Source organism: Bradyrhizobium sp. NAS96.2 (assembly GCF_001908235.1).
Taxonomy (GTDB): Bacteria; Pseudomonadota; Alphaproteobacteria; order Rhizobiales; family Xanthobacteraceae; genus Bradyrhizobium.
Genome location: NZ_LGHK01000068.1, coordinates 19,871 through 39,034 on the forward strand (window position 1 = coordinate 19,871; position 19,164 = coordinate 39,034).

The 19,164-nt window shown below is 62.8% G+C and carries 19 protein-coding genes; 7 read left to right on the top strand and 12 right to left on the bottom strand.

The features are described from left to right. Window positions 1-196: 196 nt before the first annotated feature. The 3 genes from AC628_RS15810 to AC628_RS15820 form a co-directional block, all read right to left on the bottom strand. Window positions 197-565, bottom strand: a complete 369-nt coding sequence (locus tag AC628_RS15810) for an ArsC family reductase (RefSeq protein WP_143201626.1) — start codon at window positions 563-565, stop codon at window positions 197-199. Between the two features lie 99 nt (window positions 566-664). Beyond that, the gene (locus tag AC628_RS15815; protein WP_074127712.1) at window positions 665-1,174 is read right to left on the bottom strand and encodes a cytochrome P460 family protein; all 510 of its coding nucleotides are present in this window, start codon (window positions 1,172-1,174) and stop codon (window positions 665-667) included. A gap of 77 nt (window positions 1,175-1,251) precedes the next feature. Beyond that, window positions 1,252-2,292, bottom strand: coding sequence for an alpha/beta fold hydrolase (locus AC628_RS15820; RefSeq protein ID WP_074127713.1), 1,041 nt, complete (start codon window positions 2,290-2,292; stop codon window positions 1,252-1,254). Window positions 2,293-2,455: 163 nt separating this feature from the next. Between AC628_RS15820 and AC628_RS15825 the strand changes: the two genes are divergently transcribed. Both AC628_RS15825 and AC628_RS42120 read left to right on the top strand, forming a co-directional pair. Next, window positions 2,456-4,009 (top strand): winged helix-turn-helix domain-containing protein, encoded by a 1,554-nt coding sequence (locus AC628_RS15825; protein ID WP_074127714.1) that lies wholly within the window; start codon window positions 2,456-2,458, stop codon window positions 4,007-4,009. A gap of 344 nt (window positions 4,010-4,353) precedes the next feature. Continuing rightward, entirely contained in the window at window positions 4,354-5,793 is a 1,440-nt protein-coding gene (locus AC628_RS42120) for an ISAzo13 family transposase (RefSeq protein WP_083632936.1), read from the top strand. Between the two features lie 98 nt (window positions 5,794-5,891). On the opposite strand, the gene AC628_RS15835 is transcribed toward AC628_RS42120, so the two are convergent. From AC628_RS15835 to AC628_RS15860, 5 genes are all read right to left on the bottom strand, one after another. Continuing rightward, window positions 5,892-6,845 carry a hypothetical protein gene (locus AC628_RS15835; protein ID WP_074127715.1) on the bottom strand — a complete coding sequence of 318 codons (954 nt, stop codon included), beginning with the start codon at window positions 6,843-6,845 and terminating at the stop codon, window positions 5,892-5,894. A gap of 208 nt (window positions 6,846-7,053) precedes the next feature. After that, complete coding sequence (locus tag AC628_RS15840; protein WP_074127716.1) at window positions 7,054-8,208, bottom strand: acyltransferase family protein; 1,155 nt, start codon at window positions 8,206-8,208, stop codon at window positions 7,054-7,056. Between the two features lie 117 nt (window positions 8,209-8,325). Beyond that, a complete protein-coding gene (locus AC628_RS15845; RefSeq protein ID WP_245321191.1) occupies window positions 8,326-9,297 on the bottom strand; it encodes an AraC family transcriptional regulator in 972 nt (323 codons plus the stop codon). A 382-nt stretch (window positions 9,298-9,679) separates the two neighbouring features. Continuing rightward, window positions 9,680-10,177, bottom strand: a complete 498-nt coding sequence (locus AC628_RS15855) for a lipocalin-like domain-containing protein (RefSeq protein ID WP_074127719.1) — start codon at window positions 10,175-10,177, stop codon at window positions 9,680-9,682. Between the two features lie 128 nt (window positions 10,178-10,305). After that, complete coding sequence (locus AC628_RS15860; RefSeq protein WP_143201628.1) at window positions 10,306-11,064, bottom strand: type 2 periplasmic-binding domain-containing protein; 759 nt, start codon at window positions 11,062-11,064, stop codon at window positions 10,306-10,308. Between the two features lie 240 nt (window positions 11,065-11,304). Between AC628_RS15860 and AC628_RS15865 the strand changes: the two genes are divergently transcribed. Then, complete coding sequence (locus AC628_RS15865; RefSeq protein ID WP_074127721.1) at window positions 11,305-11,652, top strand: cupin domain-containing protein; 348 nt, start codon at window positions 11,305-11,307, stop codon at window positions 11,650-11,652. Between the two features lie 338 nt (window positions 11,653-11,990). On the opposite strand, the gene AC628_RS15870 is transcribed toward AC628_RS15865, so the two are convergent. Continuing rightward, the gene (locus AC628_RS15870; RefSeq protein ID WP_074127722.1) at window positions 11,991-13,319 is read right to left on the bottom strand and encodes a dicarboxylate/amino acid:cation symporter; all 1,329 of its coding nucleotides are present in this window, start codon (window positions 13,317-13,319) and stop codon (window positions 11,991-11,993) included. A 142-nt stretch (window positions 13,320-13,461) separates the two neighbouring features. Between AC628_RS15870 and AC628_RS44015 the strand changes: the two genes are divergently transcribed. Further along, window positions 13,462-13,620: a DUF5993 family protein gene (locus AC628_RS44015; protein ID WP_021080068.1), complete on the top strand. Its 159-nt coding sequence runs from the start codon at window positions 13,462-13,464 to the stop codon at window positions 13,618-13,620. A gap of 8 nt (window positions 13,621-13,628) precedes the next feature. Continuing rightward, on the top strand, window positions 13,629-14,174 hold the full coding sequence (locus tag AC628_RS15875; protein ID WP_074127723.1) for a disulfide bond formation protein B: 546 nt from the start codon (window positions 13,629-13,631) through the stop codon (window positions 14,172-14,174). Window positions 14,175-14,179: 5 nt separating this feature from the next. Here the strand turns inward: AC628_RS15875 and AC628_RS15880 are convergent, their stop codons facing one another. Further along, complete coding sequence (locus AC628_RS15880) at window positions 14,180-14,884, bottom strand: glutathione S-transferase family protein (RefSeq protein WP_074127724.1); 705 nt, start codon at window positions 14,882-14,884, stop codon at window positions 14,180-14,182. Window positions 14,885-14,962: 78 nt separating this feature from the next. Here AC628_RS15880 and AC628_RS15885 point away from each other — a divergent pair, with 78 nt between their 5' ends. Further along, entirely contained in the window at window positions 14,963-15,844 is an 882-nt protein-coding gene (locus AC628_RS15885) for an SDR family oxidoreductase (RefSeq protein WP_074127725.1), read from the top strand. 32 nt (window positions 15,845-15,876) lie between these two features. On the opposite strand, the gene AC628_RS15890 is transcribed toward AC628_RS15885, so the two are convergent. Both AC628_RS15890 and AC628_RS15895 read right to left on the bottom strand, forming a co-directional pair. Then, entirely contained in the window at window positions 15,877-16,221 is a 345-nt protein-coding gene (locus AC628_RS15890; RefSeq protein WP_050627504.1) for a Lin0512 family protein, read from the bottom strand. Window positions 16,222-16,285: 64 nt separating this feature from the next. Then, complete coding sequence (locus tag AC628_RS15895) at window positions 16,286-17,509, bottom strand: MFS transporter (protein ID WP_074127726.1); 1,224 nt, start codon at window positions 17,507-17,509, stop codon at window positions 16,286-16,288. 99 nt (window positions 17,510-17,608) lie between these two features. Between AC628_RS15895 and AC628_RS15900 the strand changes: the two genes are divergently transcribed. Continuing rightward, the gene (locus AC628_RS15900; RefSeq protein ID WP_074127727.1) at window positions 17,609-18,550 is read left to right on the top strand and encodes a LysR family transcriptional regulator; all 942 of its coding nucleotides are present in this window, start codon (window positions 17,609-17,611) and stop codon (window positions 18,548-18,550) included. The last annotated feature ends 614 nt before the right edge of the window (window positions 18,551-19,164 follow it).

Genomic DNA, 19,164 nt, shown 5'->3' on the forward strand with positions numbered 1-19,164 from the left:
GCGGGCGACCGCGGGGCAACGGCACAGAGGTTCGGTTGCTCATCAAAGAAATATAGACCAACTGGTCTTTAAATCAAGCAGCCGCTATGGGTCATTTTCGACCGATTTCAACGGGGATCGCGATATCAGCTTATTCTGCGCAGCGGACATCGGACCGCTGGCGCTTATGAGTACGCCCTAGCTCGCGCCGAACGCGTCAGCCCTTCTTGCGCGCCTTGGCCGGCACTTCCTTGGCATAGATGTCCGGCTTGAAGCCGACGACGCGCTTCGGTCCGAGATCGAGCACCGGGCGCTTGATCATCGACGGCTGCTCGGCCATCAGCGCCAGCGCCTTGCGCTCGTTCAAGCCTTCCTTGTCGGCATCGGGCAGCTTCTTGAAGGTGGTGCCGGCGCGGTTGAGCAGCGTCTCCCAGCCGACCTCCTCGCTCCACTGCTTGAGCTTGTCCTTGGCGATCCCGGCGGTCTTGTAGTCGTGGAAGTCGTAGGCGACGCCGTGATCGTCGAGCCAGCTGCGCGCCTTCTTCATGGTGTCGCAGTTCTTGATGCCGTAGATGGTGATGGTCAAAGCCGTTCCCCGCATGCGATTGCAGCGGGGAAACTAGCCCTGCTGCCATCACAGCGCCAGATCGGAGCTATCAGGTCTCCACACCGATATTGCCGGCGTTCAGCGCGCGTAGTGCGTGAAGACGAAATCGTGATCGCTGGCGTGGGCCTCGTGGCAGGCGAAACACGTCTCGTGCTGGGCGGCATCGACCGGCTTGCCGTCGATGAAGCGGCCAAAGCCCCAGCCGCCGGTCGCGGCATATTTGGCGCTGTCCTTGACCATGACCTGGACCGTGGTCGCCGGTCCCGTGATGAAGGCGCCGTTGAGGCCTGCAACCGGCTTGCGCTTCCAGGCGAGCTTGACCAGCACGGTGCCGTCGGGGAAGCGCGCGGCGCCGTCTTGATAGGCTTTCACGGCGGTCGCGTTGCCGAGCACGCTGCGCAGTTCGTCGAGCCCGGTCTCCTCGCCGACCGCGATCAGCTTCCAGTCGCGATAGCCGCCCGGAATTGTCACGCCGAAGATCGGCGATGCCAGTGCATTGTCATCGGCACGCCCGACGGCAAACGGCAATGAGGCGCTGATGCAGGCTGCCGCAATCGCGGCAGCTGCCCATTTCAAAACTTGATTCATGATCGGTAGTCCGCTCTCGATTCTTCTTTGACGCGTTTTCTTCACGCGAACCGGTATCCACTTCGCTCGAAAACGCGCTAGACCTTGCTGACGTCGATGATGGCCTGGACGAACGCCTGCGGCGCTTCCTGCGGCAGATTATGGCCGATGCCGCCGGTCAGCTGGCGATGCTCATAATGCCCGGAAAACTTCTTGGCATAGGCCGCCGGCTCCGGATGCGGCGCGCCATTGGCGTCGCCCTCCATCGTGATGGTCGGGATCGCAATCACGGGCGCCTGCGCCAGCGTCTTCTCGAACGCGTCGTACTTCGCCTCGCCTTCGGCGAGACCGAGCCGCCAGCGGTAATTGTGGATCACGATATCGACATGGTCGGGGTTCTCGAACGCGGCCGCGCTGCGGCCGTAGGTGGCGTCGTCGAACTTCCACTGCGGCGAGGCGAGCTGCCAGATCAGCTTGTTGAAGTCGTGCCGATTCTTGGCATAGCCCTCGCGGCCGCGCTCGGTCGCGAAATAGAACTGGTACCACCATTGCAGTTCGGCCTTCGGCGGCAGCGGCACCTTGCCGGCCGCCTGGCTGCCGATCAGGTAGCCGCTGACCGACACCATCGCCTTGCAGCGCTCCGGCCAGAGCACCGCCATGATGTTGGCGGTGCGCGCGCCCCAATCATAGCCGCCGAGCACGGCCTTCTCGATCTTCAGCGCATCCATCAAGGCAATGATATCGGCGGCGACCGCAACCGGCTGGCCGCTGCGCTTGGTGTCGCTGGAAAGGAAACGCGTGGTGCCGTAGCCGCGCAGATGCGGCACGATCACACGATAACCGGCCTCCGCCAGCGCCGGCGCGACGTCGGCATAGCTGTGGATGTCATAGGGCCAGCCGTGCAGCAGGATGACGGCGGGACCCGAGGCCGGTCCCATTTCGACATATCCGGTATCGAGCACGCCGGCATTGATCTGCTTGACCGGACCGATCGTGGTGTGGCCACCAGCCTTGACCACGGGCAGCGCCGCCTTGGATTGAGCGTGAGCCGATCCAATGAAGCCGAGCCTGGAAGCGGCGAGGATCCCGCCGGCGATGCCGAGGAAGCGGCGGCGGTGCTGATTGATCGATTGGGACATGGCGATCTCCTTAACTCTGGTGTCGAAATCAATATTGCAGAGACCGACCCCGTCCGCTTTGAGAGGGCGTGGATTTGTCCTTCAGACCGTCGTGATTTTGGCTCCGCCCCGCCTGTGCTAGGTTCCGCCGCGGACTCAGCCGCCGGCCGCCGGACTCTTCGATTTGACCTACCATTTCAACGACTTGACCCTCGACTCCGAGCGCCGGGAGCTGCGCCGCGGCGACGCCCTGGTGGCCGTCGAGCCGCAGGTCTTCGACCTCCTCGAATTCCTGATCCGCGCCCGCGACCGCGTCGTCAGCCGCGACGAGGTGCTGGCCGCCGTCTGGCACGGCCGGATCGTCTCGGAGGCGACGCTGAGCAGCCGGGTCAACGCCGCGCGGACCGCGATCGGCGACAATGGCGAGCAGCAGCTGCTGATCCGCACCCTGCCCCGCAAAGGCCTCCGCTTCGTCGGCGATGTCAGGGAGGACACCGTACCCGCTCGTCCGGTTGCCGATAACGCCACCCCGCCGCGGCCGAGCGAGGGCCCGTCGATCGCGGTGCTGCCCTTCACCAATATGAGCGGCGATCCCGAGCAGGACTACTTCGCCGACGGGATCGCCGAGGACATCACCACCGCGCTGGCACGTTGCAGCCGCCTCACCGTAATCGCGCGCAACTCCGCCTTCACCTACAAGGGCAAGGCGGTCGATATCCGCCAGGTCGGGCGCGAGCTCGGCGTCGGCTATGTGCTCGAGGGCAGCGTCCGCCGCGGCGGCGACCGCCTGCGCATCACCGGACAGCTGATCGACGCGACCAACGGCGCGCATCTGTGGGCCGACCGGTTCGACGGCGCAGCGACCGACGTGTTCGACCTGCAGGACCGCATCACCGAGAATGTGGTCGGCGCGATCGAGCCGACGATGCTGGTCGCAGAGGCCGAGCGGGTGCGCGCAGCGCCGCCCGACAAGCTCGACGCCTACGATCTGCTGCTGCGCGCCTACAGTCTGCGCTACGAGTTCACGCCCGAGAGCATGGAAGCCGCGCTCGACTGCCTCGACCAGGCGTTGACGCTCGATCCGAATTACGCGCCGGCGCTTGCTGCATCGGCCTATTGCCACGCGATGCGCCATGTCCAGGGCTGGCTGAAACCTGATGACTCCTACCTGGAGCGTGCGGTCGCGCAGGCCTGGCGCGCGGTGGAGCTCACGCCCGGTGATCCGCAGGTGCTGTGGATGGCGGCGTTCGCGATCTGGAACATGGCCGACGAGATCGAACCGGCGCGCGAATTGTTCGAGCGTTCGCTTGCGATCAACCCGAACTCGGCGATGGCGCTGGTGCTCGGCGGCTGGGTCGAGGCGATGCGCGGCAACCAGAAAGCGGGCCGTGCCATGATCGAGCGCGCGCAGCGGCTCAACCCGCGCGACCCACGCGGCTGGTTCGCCTCCGCGGCACTGGCGATCTGCGCGGTGCTCGACCAGAACTTTACTGAGGCGGTGATGTGGGCCGACAAGGCACTGGCACAGAACCGCCGCTTCGCGGTGGCGCTGCGCGTGCTGATCGTGGCGCTGGTCAAGACCGGCGAGAACGAGCGCGCGACCCAGATCGCGCGCGAGTTGCTCAAGGTCGATCCGGCGTTCACGATCTCCGGCTTCCTGTCGCGGATTCCGTTCCCGGTGGAAGCGATGTCCGCGACCTATCGCGAAACCCTCAAGGCGGCCGGCGTCCCGGATTGATGCCGCTCTGAGGGCGCGACGATCATTCACCCGGTGGTACGCCGCGCGGCCTGCCTGGCAGCATCGGCCTGATGGGGGGGTCATCCCTCGTCGGAGATTCCGCAGCGCATGATCCGGCCCCTTCGATTCAAGATTTGAATCACGGCTCGGCAGTGAGCATCAATGAGCCCGTGCCGACGGGAGCGGTCGCGATGTGCCCGAAAGCGGACGCATCATGCTCACCTTGAGATTTGTCGAGTTTGACCCCGAAGCGGACGTGCCCTCTTGTTTGAGAGAACATCTGGGGCAAGTCTTCATTGAGGGACCACTTACAAGGATTGGCGGGCCGCGGCGGAGTATCGATCATGAAAAACAAGGCAGAAGTTGTAAGACGGTGGCAGCTTCTCAGTCCCTATTTGAATCGACAACAATGGTCTCTATGGGCGGCTACAGAAGCTGAGGTCATCGGTCGCGGTGGCGTATCGGTGTTGGCAGGTATCACCGGCCTCGCGTCGCAAACCATCTCGCGTCGAGCCCGCATACTTGAGCAGACCGAAGGCATGTCGGCCGGCAGCCTTCTTCCAGTCTCGCACCTTCAGCCCAGGCGACCTCGCGAAAGCGGTACAAAAGACCTCAAAGTAGCTTCTGAGCTCGAAGTGCTATTGAGAGAGGAAGCTGTCCGCAATCCGACTGGTCGCAAAAAATGCGTGCGGACCAGCCTTGGAATGCTGCGCAGGCGACTTGAGGATCGCGGCGTTTACGTTGAACCCAAAACCATCTCTGTCTTGATGCGTAGGCTGGGTTACAGGCTGAAACTAACAAGAAGAAAGCCTATCGAAATCAAGGATCCAGGTATCGAGGCCGCTCTTCAAAGTATGCTCTGCGAAGAAGCTGCAGGAGATCCAATGGGGCGCCAGAAGTGGGTACGCAGCAGCCTCCGCAATCTAAGCAAACGTCTCGACGAGCAAGGCCATAAGGCATGCACCCATACCGTTGCGCGCTTGTTGCGCAAGATGGGGTACTCACTACAGGTTGCTCAGAAGCAACGGGTTGGAGCAGCACACCCAGATCGTGACCAGCAGTTTAAATATATCGCCGAGCTGAAGGAAAAATTCCTTCGTGAGGGATTGCCGGTCATCAGCATTGATACCAAGAAAAAGGAGCTGATCGGAAATTATCGACGCGAAGGAAAAAATTGGCGCCGCGAGCCGATCCAGGTTGATGCTCATTTTGCGGGCTATGCGAAATGCGTCGCCGTCCCGTTCGGCATTTACGACCTAGCCAAGAATGCCGGCTACGTTACGGTCGGAATTTCTGGGAACACATCGGAGTTTGCTGTCAGCTGCTTAGAGCAGTGGTGGCAGAACTATGGCCAGCTTGCATACGGCCAGGCCAATCGCGTTCTGATCCTTGCGGATGGAGGCGGAGGCAACGGTTACAACCACCGCAGCTGGAAAAAGGATCTTCAGGATAGGCTATGCGACGTCATGGGTTTGACCGTCACCATAAGTCACTATCCAACGGGGTGTTCCAGGTGGAATCCAATAGAATACCGGTTGTTCAGTCACATCAGCATGAACTGGGCAGGCCAACCATTGCGCAGCTTGGACGCAATGCTCGCGTTCATCAGAGGGACTACCACGCAAGCGGGGCTCACAGTTGAGGCGCGACTGGACCAGGCCATCTACAGAAAAGGCAGGAAAGTTACGAAAGCACAATTGGCCGCGCTTGCTTTGTCTACAGATGAGGTGTGTCCGCTATGGAACTATACGATAGCGCCTCGCGCGGCAAATTCTGATCGATAGCGGAGTCTCGCTCATCCACGCCCCCGCTGCTGGCCCTAATCTTGAGCAAATTTTTGCAGATCGACAGAGCCCGCTCCGCAGCGGGCTTCCTTTGTCGGTCACTCTTTCAGCGCGCCGTTGACGCGCTTCAACATGCGAGAGATCGCGTCATCATGTTCTTGAGCTTGCCTTGCCAGTTCCTGCGCCCTTACGAAAGCGGATGGCTGGCAAATTGTCTCCATGATTTTCGATGCCGGGACGACAAGGGCGATACCGGCGTTGATGTCGCCGACTTCCTGTTCTGTCTTGAAGACCCAATCATCTCTAGAATTGATTGTGTAGTGCCCGTGAATCAGCCCTAAGAGGAAGTGGGTCTTCTTCGACTTTTCGAGCAGGGCCGCGATATCGCTCCCAGCGTCGATCTTTTCAGGCCGGATGGCCATGTGAGTAAGGACTGGCGAACCGCTGATCCCTCCAACGGACCGCATTTCTACGAGGTAGCCGTCCATCGGTCCGCGATCACTCGGGAAAGGTTCATCACGCATTGCCGCGATATTGCCTGTCCGAAGGATTGGAATGTTTCGTTGCTCTCCCAAGTACGAATGAAAGAGACCAGGGATTACAACTTCGTCTCCATGACCTATCGCGTATTGCTTGATGATATCATCGGTGCATACGTCAGCTTCTAGAATGATAATGAAATCATAGGCGTCGATCTTTGGGTCTTCCCAAGTGTCGTAATTCACAAGCGGGAATGCCGCGACGTCGATATATTTCTGCTTCCTACCGGTCTCAACGTGATCGGGATGCGTATGCCAAGAGACAAAGGCTGTCTTTCGATAATCGACACCGCCTCCCTTCCTGTTAAATCTGATCAGAATTTCTCTTCGGCGTGCTTCATCGTACCCAGCAGCTTGGTCAATCACATGCTTCGCGGTCACGATATAGGGAAACGCAAAACCATGCGCCTCCATGAGCACGACGAAGCCAGTCCCGTCGGCAATAAATTTGCCGTCAAGACCAGCATGGCCGACGAACACCACCCCTCTCTTCATTAGATCGGTTACGCGCATCCCGGCCCTTCGCCTTCACTAGGGATCGGCAATATCCATCGGCGAGCCATCGGGGGCATTTATGATGACCCGGATCATGCCTTAATACCACACAACGAATGCTCCGCTATGAGCTGAACGGCCGAGCCGCCGGGCGCCCCCCACGCAGACCGAACGCGCCTCATGCCAAGCGCGGCCATGGGCAGCTTATAGGCCGGGCGCTCCAACGTTACAGCACTGCGCGCAGCCCCGGAACGCGCCGAGCCAGCAATCCGACCACCAGAAAGCTGGCGACCACGCCGACCAGGCTTGCCAACAGGAACTTCCATTGCGGGGCAACGGACCAATCGTGCATGACGCGGGTCACCGCGATGAGCACAGGGGCGTGCAGAACGTAAACGCCGAAGGCATTCCGGCTGAGGAACCCCGTCACCGGCCCCTGCCAGTCGAACAGATCACGATACAGCACCACCAAGCCCAGGCTGAGCGAGGCGCACGTCGCCGACCGCCAAAAGTCCATGCCTGCCGCCTGCCAATGCCAACCGCCGCCATAGTCGGCCAACCGACCTTCGAGGGCTCCCCCGAAGACGACGATCGCGGCCCACAGCGCGATGCTCCCCACCAGTCCGCAGACCAGCCAGCGCCGTCCTGCGCCGCTCGAAATCTGTCGCAGCCAATCGCCCCGCCACGCCGCAACCCCAGCGGCGAACATGAAGGGGTACTGCGGCGCGTCGTGAATGGCGATGTTGAGGATGGTGCGGCCTTCCGGCACCAGCAGCCCCACCGCGAACGTCACGACGCTCATCGCCAGGACAAAGCCGAGCACGGCGGCGAGGCTCGGTACCGGCCGGGCGGAGGGCTGGCCGATCGGCCGGAATCTGCAAAGCAGCGCAAAGCAGCCGGAAAACAGCAACAGCACAAGGCAGAACCAGAGCGGGCCGGAGCCGTCAAGAAGCTGGCCGTTGGAGACGTGGTGCAACCAGTCCTCAGTGAAACTCCGGCGCGGCTGCGACCACCATGATCCCGCCACGTAGTACTCTGTCAGCGGTCCGATAAGCCCGATATAAAGAAGCAGGGGTACGCCGAGCCGATACAGCCGTTCCTTCAAGAAGCCGACGACGCCGCGGCGAGCGACCATGCCGGCGGCAAAGTATCCGGCGATGCCGAACAGCAGCCCCATCGAGACTGCGTGCTGAAGCGCCTGATAGGCCGCAAAGGCCACCCGGCTGCCCAGGCCCAACGGTGGATGTTCGCGATAGTACCAGCTTCCAAACGGCGAGTAGGTGACGGCGGCATGCATGACCACCACCATGCTGATCGCCGACCAGCGCAGGTTGTCGATATAGAGGAGTCTGTGGGTGGTCGGTCGAACGGGCGGTACCATGTGCGTCTCCAATGCTGGACGCCGAACATGGTGGCCAAGTCCGAGCCGGTCGCGCCGAAACTCGCACTTTGGGTCGCCGAAACCCGCAAAGCTTGGCCGTTTGCGACAATCGGTGCGTCACACCCGCCCGGCCAGGGTCCGTTTGCGGAATGTGCTCGGCGTTTCCCCGGTCACCGCCTTGAACGCCCGATTGAACGGGCCGATCGACTCGAAGCCGGCATCCAGTGCAATCGTCAGGATCGGGACACGCGCCTGGCCGGCATCGGCCAGGGCCGAGCGCGCTTCCGCCAGCCGGTAGGAGTTGACGAAGCGGGCGAAGTTGCCGTAGCCGAGCCGCTGATTGATGAGCTGGCGCACGCGGTATTCCGGCGCGTCGAGCCGCTTGGCCAGGCTGCCGATGGTCATGCTGCCGTCACGGTAGGCCCGCTCCACCTCCATCACTGTCTGCAAACGCCGATAGAGGGCCGCTTCCGCCTCGGTCATTTCAGATATTGATGGGGCCGGTTCCGATGCCGGTGGCGCTGCGGCGACCGCGGAGACCGGGCTTGCCCTGTGCAAGCGGAACAAGGCGGCAGCAAGCGCGATGCCCAGCACACCGGGAAGCGCGGGTGTCATCGCGAGATTGCTTGACCCAATCAGCGTGCAGCCCACGATCGCGAGACCCAAACCCCATGCGAACACGACCCGATCCCGGCGGCGCATCTCGACCAGGTCGTTGGCCCGGCCCAGCAGAACGCGACCGATCGCGATCACCACAAGCATCACAGCGGAGACATGGGTCGCGAGCCAGGCCCATGAGGAGTCCGTGACCACGGACCAGACGGCAAGCAAGGCCATCACACCCACCGCGGTCCAGCCAATCCATGGTGGCCTCGCCGTGTCGTCGAATACCTCCTCGCTCCAGAGAACGAAGACAGCCGCCGCCATGTTGCTCGCCAGCCGCAGGAAGAGGATCCACACTGCCTGGCTGTCGCGAAATTGCGGAGCCGTCTCAATGAGAAACGCAATTCCGCACAGGTCGAAAACAAGAGTTATGCGGCCGAGCCGACTGTTGCGCAACTGCAGCAGGGCGTCGAGCGCGAGCAGCACCAGCAAAGCGAGGGCCCCACCGCGAAGACCTATATCCAGGAGCATTTCTTCACCAAACTCGTCGACAGGCTCGAACTATGATCCACGGGCCCGCTAGGGTCGATGGCAATTTGATGCTTGAGGACCTGGATTAGATTGAGGGCCGGTTGTCAGGCATCGGCACGATCGAACCCTCGCCGGTTGGAGAACTCGTCACCGCCTCAAACGTCCGTGCTGGCGCATCGGAAGACCGTGTACCCAAACCTAGCGATGTGTTGCGAAGGCAATGTCCGCTTTGACCCTATAGCGGCCGGAATTGTGCGCCAGCGCAAAATGTCGCGATGGGCCAGACGCGGACTCATGCATCGCAGCAATAGCTTGGCTATTCAAACACTCGGTGCGGCTATTTCATTTTTTCCCAAACCAAAGTCACGACGCTGATCTTGCCGTCGCTTGCAAAGGGTGCCGGGCGGGCGACGTAGATAATCCGATCTCCATCGCGTTGTACGTCTCGGATGTTCGTCGTACCGGCCCAAACTTCGTTCCACGCGAGATCGAGATGATGCACAACCTTGCTACCGTCGTAGGTGTAAGTACCGCCGTAGGCCGTCATCATCCGATGAAGATCGGCGCGTTGCTGATCAGTCATCTTATCAATCGATTCAGGCTTGGGCCGGCCGTCATAGGTGATAAGAATGACGAAATGACCATCCTTCCCATACATGGCCAACCCCTTTGGCTTCTTGCCAAAGGTGTCCTCGATCTGTCCGGTATCGAGAATTTTTCGCGTGGCGCTGATTAGTTGGTAATTGCCAGCGAATTCTTGTTCCTCGGCCAAGGCGGCTGATGAGACGAACAGACACGCTGACGCTGCACCAAGTAGTTTGCAGAACGCATTCATTCGCACGGAAATCTCCCAAAACGGTTGAACCTGCGCGGACGCAGACTATCTTTGGCAACCTGCGACTTGCTTTCACAACCTGCGATTTGGTGACCGGCGGCCTTGACCGGGCCTTCGTTCGTGTCCTGCTATTTTGTGACGACGTTCACGCCCTTGAGGTTCTTCGCGTCGATGGCTTTCTGCACTACGCCGGTCTGTCTTGCTTCGTCGACCAGTGTCGCGAGTAGAGCCTGCGCAGCGGGAGAGCGGCCTTTCGGCAGCGCAGCCGCCACGAGAACCGTCCCAAAGGCGCCCGGCACGATCTTGGCACCGGTCAGCAACTCGGCGGCAGGATAGCCGACGCCGGAGTCCGCGCCAAAGACGTTTGCTTTGCCGGAGCGCAGGAAGTCGGCCGCGTCAGCCGCAATGGTCGGGCTCAACGGGATACGGACGATCTCGGCGGCCTTGATCTCCCGCGTCAGCACACGGTCGGAGGGAGCACCGAGGATAGTGCCAATCTTCACACCTGCCTTGTCCACGGAGGCGATGTCGGGAAACTCTATTCCGGGCGCGGCCACGTAGACGAGACTTATGGCCCAAAGGTTCGCCGTTGAATCCGCCTTGTCAGCCGGGGCAAGGACGCGTGGCCCGATGGCGATGTCCCATTCACTCTTGCCGAAACTTTGTAGGTAAGATTCCGGGTTCGGATACATCACCGGTTCAACAGCCGCGCCCAGCTTCTGTCCGACGAACCTCGCGACGGGTTCGGCCACGCCTCCGAGCACCGTAATGGCAATCATGCCAACCCGCAGCTTTCCACCAGGCGCGATCTCGGCGGATGTCTGCCCGAACGCTGCGTCGGACAATCCCACTAACAATGCAGCAATCGATAGAAGAAGCCGTGCCATGCGCGTCTCTCTCGAAAGGAGCAAGGAGCGGAACTCTATCAGCCGATGATTGGGATTGCATAGGTGCTGACGTCCGAGTCGAGGCAAAACAGGCTATCGCGGCCGGACTCGGCCACGTCCGCTCAAGGCCAAAGAGTTGACGTGCCGAGACCTTCCGCTAGGGGCCCAGAAGCGGCCCTTGCCCACCGACGCTCTGTGGCGGAAAGTTTCGCAACCTCGCACGTCACAAGGAGCACGGCCATGCGTATCCATAACCTCTATGCTGACGAAGATGGAGAATCGCACTTCCGAGACATCGACTTAGAGATGACAGAACATGGCCCGGACGGCTCAACTTCGGGACGGCTACCCGCTACTGGGATTTATTTTCGGACAACCCCGGCCGATTGGTTCTTCGACTGGCACCCTGCTACGCGACGGCAATACGTCATCAATCTTGATGCACCCAATCAGATAACAGCGAGCGACGGTGAGACACGCATCATTGGCGTCGGCGAAATTATTCTCATTGAGGACATGCACGGAAAGGGACACCTTTCTCAGGCTGTCGGGCAAATGCGGCGATCCGTGATGATTCCGATTGACTGACCGCGAGTGGAAGCTAACAGGCGGATGCGGCCGTGCCATGCCGATTCCGCGTCAAAAGCGCCGGTTCTCGCCATTGGCAGTCAGGTCCGGTCTACCCTCAACTTCGACCTTGGCTTCCCGAAAATCGGGATAAGGCGCGTTCCCTCTCCCGCCCGCGATGTGGGCGCGGCGGGGCGAAGGAACATCGGCGCAATTTCTGAATATTAGAAAATACCCCTGAATTGCCCGACATGTCAAGTTGCCTGGCCGAACACTGGCCGCCGCCGGCTCCTTTGCATGGGGTTGTTTTCGATATTTTGGCAGCGCCCCCTGCGACGGCCCCACGACGTCATCCTACCCTACCCGGTCCCGCCCGGCTCCAGCGCCTCGCCGAGCTCGAGCGGATGCGCCATGGTCTCGTGCAGCGCGTCCTTGTCGAGCTCGCCTTCGGAGAGGCTGATCACGACGCAGGCGACGCCGTTGCCGATCAAGTTGGTCAGCGCGCGGCACTCGCTCATGAACTTGTCGATGCCGACCAGGATCGCGATCGACTGGATCGGAATATCGGGCACGATCGACAGCGTCGCGGCGAGCGTGATGAAGCCGGCGCCGGTGACGCCGGAGGCGCCCTTCGAGGTGATCATGGCGATGCCGAGAATGCCGAGCTCCTGCCAGATCGTCAGATGCGTGTTGGTGGCCTGCGCCAGGAACAGCGTCGCCAGCGTCATGTAGATGTTGGTGCCGTCGAGATTGAAGCTGTAGCCGGTCGGCACCACGAGGCCGACCACCGAGCGCGAGGCGCCGAGATGCTCCATCTTCTGGATCATCTGCGGCAGCACCGTCTCCGACGACGAGGTGCCGAGCACGATCAGGAGCTCGTCCTTGATGTAGGCGATGAAGCGGATGATGGAAAAGCCCGCCAGCCGCGCGATCGCGCCCAGCACGATCAGCACGAACAGGATGCTGGTCAGGTAGAAGGTGGCGATCAGCGCCGCCAGGTTCACCAGCGAGCCGAGGCCGTAGGCACCGACCGTGAAGGCCATCGCGCCGAACGCGCCGAGCGGCGCGACACGGACGATCATGCGGATGATGCCGAAGAACATCTTCGATGCCTTGTCGATCGCCTCGGCGATCGGCTCGCCGGGCTTGCCCATCAAGGCGATGGCAAACCCCGACAGGATCGAGATCAATAGCACCTGCAAGAGGTCGCCGCGCGCGAGCGCGCCGAAGAACGAGTCGGGGATGATCGCCATCAGATGGGCGACGATGCCCTGCTCCTTCGCCTGGGTGACGTAAGTGGAGACCGATTTCGGATCGATCGACGCGGGATCGATGTTGAAGCCGCGGCCGGGCTGCAGCAGCTCACCGATCAAGAGGCCAACCGCGAGCGCGACCGTCGACACCGCCTCGAAATAGATCAGCGCCTTCAGCCCGACCCGGCCGACGCGCTTGAGGTCGCCCATCGAGGAGATGCCGTGCACCACGGTGCAGAAGATCACCGGCGCGATCATCATCTTGATCAGCGCGATGAAGCCGTCGCCGAGCGGCTTCAACTGCTTGCCGAGGCCGGGATAGAAATGTCCGATCAAGACGCCCGCGACAATCGCGATCAACACCTGAATGTAGAGGATCTTGTACCAGGGCTGGTGCTTGTGATGGACGGCGGGCTTGATCGCGTCTGTGGTCATGAGGTGCCCCGGGCTGGAAGTGAACTCAATCGGTGATGCCATCTTGGCGGAGCCGCGCGCAAGCGACAATGCCCATTCGCGTCGCCGCGGGCACACACGAATCTGTCATAGACTGCGGCCGGCTCGCACCCGGAGGCTGAGGATGGAATTCACCGCACTGTTTCTCGCCATCACCATCGCCATGCTGGTGGCCTGGCGTGGTCCGCGTCCCCTGGCGATCGGCTTGTTCGCGGTGATCCTGGTCGCCTGCGTCGCGACCTTGCTGCACCACGCCACCGACCGCCTCACTCTGTCGTTCTGAGGCCAGCGATGACCGACACCCGGGCCGTGACCCTGAATGCACTCGCGCTTTATGGCCTTGCGCTGCTGCTGGCCGCAGCTTTTGCCGCGCAGCTGCTGCTGCACGAGCTGCCCTGCCCGCTGTGTTTGTTGCAGCGCATCCTTTTCGCCCTGCTGGCGATCGGACCGATCCTGAACATCCGCTTCGGACCTCGGCCGAGCCATTATGCCTTGTCGCTGCTGACGGCTGTCCTCGGCGCCTCGGTCTCGACCCGGCAGGTGCTGCTGCACATCCTGCCCGGCGATGCCGGCTACGGCTCGGCGCTGCTCGGCTATCATTATTATACGTGGGCGCTGATCGGATTCATCGCGGCGATCGTCCTGCTCGCGGCCATGCTGCTGTTCGACCGCCAGTTCGATCACCGCACAGCGCAAGTCACCGCGCCCGGCAAGTTCGCGCAAGGAGCGGTGTGGCTGGTGATCGGGCTGACGGCGCTGAACGTGATCTCCACCCTGCTCGAATGCGGCTTTGCCGCCTGTGCCGACAATCCCGTCGTCTATGAGTTGCTGAAGTAGCCTGCTCAGGGACGCTTCGGAATATTCAGCCCGCGTTCGACGGCCGGCCGCTTGAGACCGCGCTCGAGCCAGGCGGCGACGTTCTTGAATTGATCAAATTCGACGAGCTCGCGCGCGCCATAGAAGCCGATCAGATTGCGCACCCAGCCGAGCATCGAGATGTCGGCGACGGTGTATTCATCGTCCATGAACCATTGCCGTCCGGCGAGATGCGTCTCCATCACGCCGAGCAGGCGCGCGGACTCCGCGACATAGCGCTGCAAGGGCCGCTTGTCCTCATAATCCTTGCCGGCGAATTTGTGGAAGAAGCCGACCTGGCCGAACATCGGCCCGATGCCGCCCATCTGGAAATGCACCCACTGGATCGCCTGGTAGCGGCGCGCGGCATCCGCCGGCAATAGCTTGCCGGTCTTCTCGGCCAGATATTGCAGGATGGCGCCGGACTCGAACAGCGGCAGCGGCTTGCCGCCGGGACCGTTGGGATCGAGGATCGCCGGGATCTTGCCGTTCGGGTTCAGCGACAGGAACTCCGGCGTCTTCTGATCGTCCTTGTTGAAGTCGACGAGATGGACCTCGTAGGGCAGCCCGATCTCCTCGAGCATGATCGAGACCTTCACGCCGTTCGGCGTCGGCAGCGAATAGAGTTGCAGGCGATCCGGATGCTGGGCGGGCCAGCGCTTCGTGATCGGAAAGGCTGTGAGGTCGGTCATGTCGGCATTCTTTGCATGGTTGTTGTTGGACGGCTAATGTACGGAGCTCATTGAAAGCCGCAAGGTCTGCAACCGGCCATGGACGATCAACAGCACGATCAACAGACAAGCGCAACGCTCGGCCTTTCCGACGACGAACTCGCGACACATCCGACCGTGTTCGCGGCCGACGCGCTGGCCGGTCAGGTGGTCGTGGTGTCCGGCGGCGCCGGCGGCATCGGCCGCGCCATCGCCTGGCTGTTCGCCCGGCTCGGCGCGCATGTCGTCGTCGTGGGACGCAATGCCGACAAGCTCGATGCGCTGGTCGATCAACTCGGCCATCGCGGCGTCAAGGCATCCACGCACGTCGCCGACATCAAGGATGCCGACGCGGTCAATGCGATGTTCGATGCATTGTGGGCTGCGCATGGCCGCGTCGACCATCTCGTCAACAGCGCCGGCGGCCAGTTCCCGCAGGCCGCGATCGATTTCTCGATCAAGGGCTGGAACGCGGTCATCAACACCAACCTCAACGGCACCTGGTACATGATGCAGGCCGCGGCACAACGCTGGCGCGACCGCAAACATCAGGGCAGCATCGTCAATGTCGTCGTGGTCACGACGCACGGCCTCTACGGCATCGCGCACACGATCGCGGCCCGCTCCGGCGTGATCGGCCTGTCGCGCGCGCTCGCGGTCGAATGGGCGCCGCTGAACATCCGCATCAACTGCATCGCGCCCGGCGCGATCGAGACCGAGGGCTGGAACGTCTACAGCGAGGCGGCGCGCGCCGCCTATCCGCGCTCCAACCCGATGATGCGCCCGGGCACGCCCTGGGACATCGCGGAAGCCGCCGTCTATCTCGCCGCGCCCTCCGGCAAGTTCATCACCGGCGAGACGCTGACCGTCGACGGCGGCGGCCAGCATTGGGGCGAGACCTGGACCACCGGCAAGCCGGACTATTTCAAAGGCGGCGATTAACGCACGCATACCGGTCGCCGCCCCCTCCTCTTTCATTTCCCGTCGTCGAAGCTAACGATGACGGCGGCGTTCGCGATCAGGATCGGGTCGTTGCCGAGATCGGACGGGATCTCGAGCCCGCCCGCGATCGCCTTCACGGTCTTGGTGCCATAGGGCAGCTCCTTGGCGACGGCTTCGGTATCGACCGCTTCCGGATTCGGCACGGCGATCGTGACGTCGACAAACATGTCGTTCGCGGTCTTGCCGAGCATGCGGAAGAAGCCGAGGCTGGAATGACGGATCGCATCCGACACCGCCCGCTTGGCGGCCTTGGTGGCGTCGCGGCCGTGAACGTCGACGCCCATGCCCATTTCGGTGATACAGCGCACGCGTGTCATGAAACTTTCCTGTTGTCGTTGGCGTGAGAGACTGATCACTCCTTCGCCCTCTGCGTCCGCGCCGTCAAGCCGGGTCCCTGGCCTCGCTTACGGCGTTGTGATCGCCGCGCGCGAGCAGCCATGCCGCAAGACCGGCAAGGATCGCCGCCGCAGCCACCATGACGCTGGCCGCGCCCCAACCCCAGGCCGAGACGACGGCGCCGACCGCGATCGGTCCGGTCACCTGGCCGAAATTGCTGCCCGTCATCAACAGCCCCATCATGACCGGCACCATCGCCGCCGAACGCGCCGCCGCGGGCGCGGTTGCAAGCAATGTCGCCGGGATCAGGCCGCCGACAGCCGAGAACAGCAGGCACAGCCAGAATGCACCCCACCCGCCGAGCACCGTCAGGAAGATTCCGAAAGCGGACGCGCCCATGACCAATGCCGCCACTGCAATCAACACATTGCGGTTGACACCGCGCGCCAGCAGATTGCCCGCAGCGAGATTGCCGACCACGTTGACCGCCGCCGCCAACGCACTGAGCCCGCCGGCGCTCTGGCTGGAGACTCCGAGCCGCGCGGTGAGCAGGATCGGCAGGAAGCTGAACAGCGCAAAGAACATCAGGCTGTAGAGCGCAAACAGCACCATCAGAAGCGCCGGAGTGCGCCGCTGCGCCAGCGCGGCGGCTTCCTGCATCAGCCCGCTACGCGCCGGGCCGGCCCGCGATGCCACCCCGGGTACGGTGACGCCGGCGAGGACGAACAGCACGGCGGCAAAGCCGGCGCTGGCCCACCAGATCGCGCGCCAGCCATCGAACATCGGGCCGGCCACCAGCGCCAACGCGATGCCGAACGGCATCACGCAGCTCCACACCGCCATGGTGACGTTGCGCGCGCTGACATCGACGACACGATCCAGCAATGCGGGCGCTGCCACCATCACTAGCAGGAAGCCGAGCCCTTCCAGCAGCCGCGATGCCAGCAACACCGCGAGTGACGGCGCGAGTGCGCCCGACACCGCGCCGAGCGTGATGGCCGCAAGGCCGCACAGCAACACCCTGCGGGCACCGACCGCGGCAATCACGACGCCGGCCGGCACGCTGCCGACCAGCCCGAGCACCGCGAAGATGCCGGCGACCGTTCCGACCGCAGCGAGGTCGATGCCGAGATTTTGCTGCAGCATCGCCGCGGCGATCGGCACCTTGCCGACCTGCAATGCGGCGCCGATCCCGCAGCCCATCACGATGGCGACCGTCGCCCATCGCTTGGCCTCGCTCTGCTGCGCCACGGCCGTCTCGATCGTCATGCGTGCACTCCACCCCAAGCTTAAGCCACCACAAATAGCGCTTCCGGGCCATCGACAGGAGTGATAAGTTTTGCATCCATTTGATCGATTTCTTAGATCATGCTCGATAACCTTACGCTCGATCAGATCCGCGTCTTTGTCGCCATCGCCGACAGCGGCAGCTTTCGCGCCGCCGCGACCAGGCTGGCGCGGGTGCAATCCGCGGTCAGCCATGCCATCGCCAATCTCGAGGCCGAACTCGGCCTCGCGCTGTTCGACCGCTCCAGCCATCGCCCGGCGCTGACCGCCGAAGGCAAGGCGCTGCTCGGCAATGCGCGCGACCTCCTGCTCCGCGTCGATGCGATGCGGGCGCGGGCCCACGGCCTTGGCGACGGGGTGGAGTCGGAACTCGCACTCGTCGTCGACACGCTGTTCCCGATCGCCGCCGTCGGCGCGGCGCTGACGGAGATGCGCGCGGCCTATCCGTCCGTCAGCGTGCGGCTCGCGGTCGAACCGATGGGAGGTCCGATCGCGGCCCTGACCGAGCGGCGCAGCGCGCTCGCCGTCACCGTCGGCGAGGACTTTCGCGATCCCCGCCTCGCGCTCGACGCGATCTGCTCCGTGCAGATCATCGCCGTCGCCTCCGCAAGCCATCCGCTCGCGCGCCGTGGCCGCAAGAGCGTCGCCGACCTCGCCGATCATCTGCAGATCGTGCTGTCGGACCCGACGCCGCTGTCGGAAGGCCGCAACTTCGGCGTGCTCTCGCCGCAGATTTGCCGGGTCAGCAATCAGGACACCAAGCACGCCATGATCCTGGCCGGGCTCGGCTGGGGCCGGCTGCCGCTGTGGCAAGTGGCGCGCGACTTGAACGAACGCCGTTTGGTGCGGATCGAGACCGGCGCACTTGGTCGCAACGCCGCGCTTGCGATGGAGGCCTATCTCGCGCACCGGCTCGACGAGCCGCTCGGCCCCGCTGCACACGCGTTTGCAGATGCGCTGACGCGGATCGCTGCGCGCGGCAGCAAGCCTGCGAGCAAAGCGAAGACGCACAAGCGACGCTGAATTTTTCTGTCGCTAGATTTCCGTTGTTGACATCGACATCGACGAGGCGTATCTCCCGCAACCTTCGCGAGCACCATCGCTCGCGATCAAACATGAGCCAGATGATGCACTACGGATTTGAAAGATTCCGCCAACTGTCGAACGGCCTCCGGCCGATCGATAGCCTGTGCCCGGCTCATGGGAGCGACCTCGCATAGCGCGAGGTCGACAGTCCGCAATCAATGTGGACCCTCCCGAGCCAGCTGCTCCGGAGGGTTTTTTGTTGTCCGCAGCACGGCTCATCTGAACTACCCGGCGCAAGCCGGAACGGGAGACCCGGATCCCGGGGCTCGCGCGGACACGCGCGTGCCCAAGCGCGCGGGGCCTGCCGGAGGGAACGAGGCGATGAGCCGGATACCGATGGCAGAGCGAACTCCGAGGGGTTCGCAACGGGCGGCGCGTCGACAGCGCCGCCATCAACTATTCACGAAACGGTCGGCCGCATCGCTGCGGTCCGACCGCCGCTGGTGGTGAAGATGTCGGATACTTCGTCTGGTGAAAGCGGGTTCGATCCCCGCCTTTGGCGCACGCACCGGGATGCGGCCCTCGCGAGGGGATCCGCGCGCGGCCCGGCA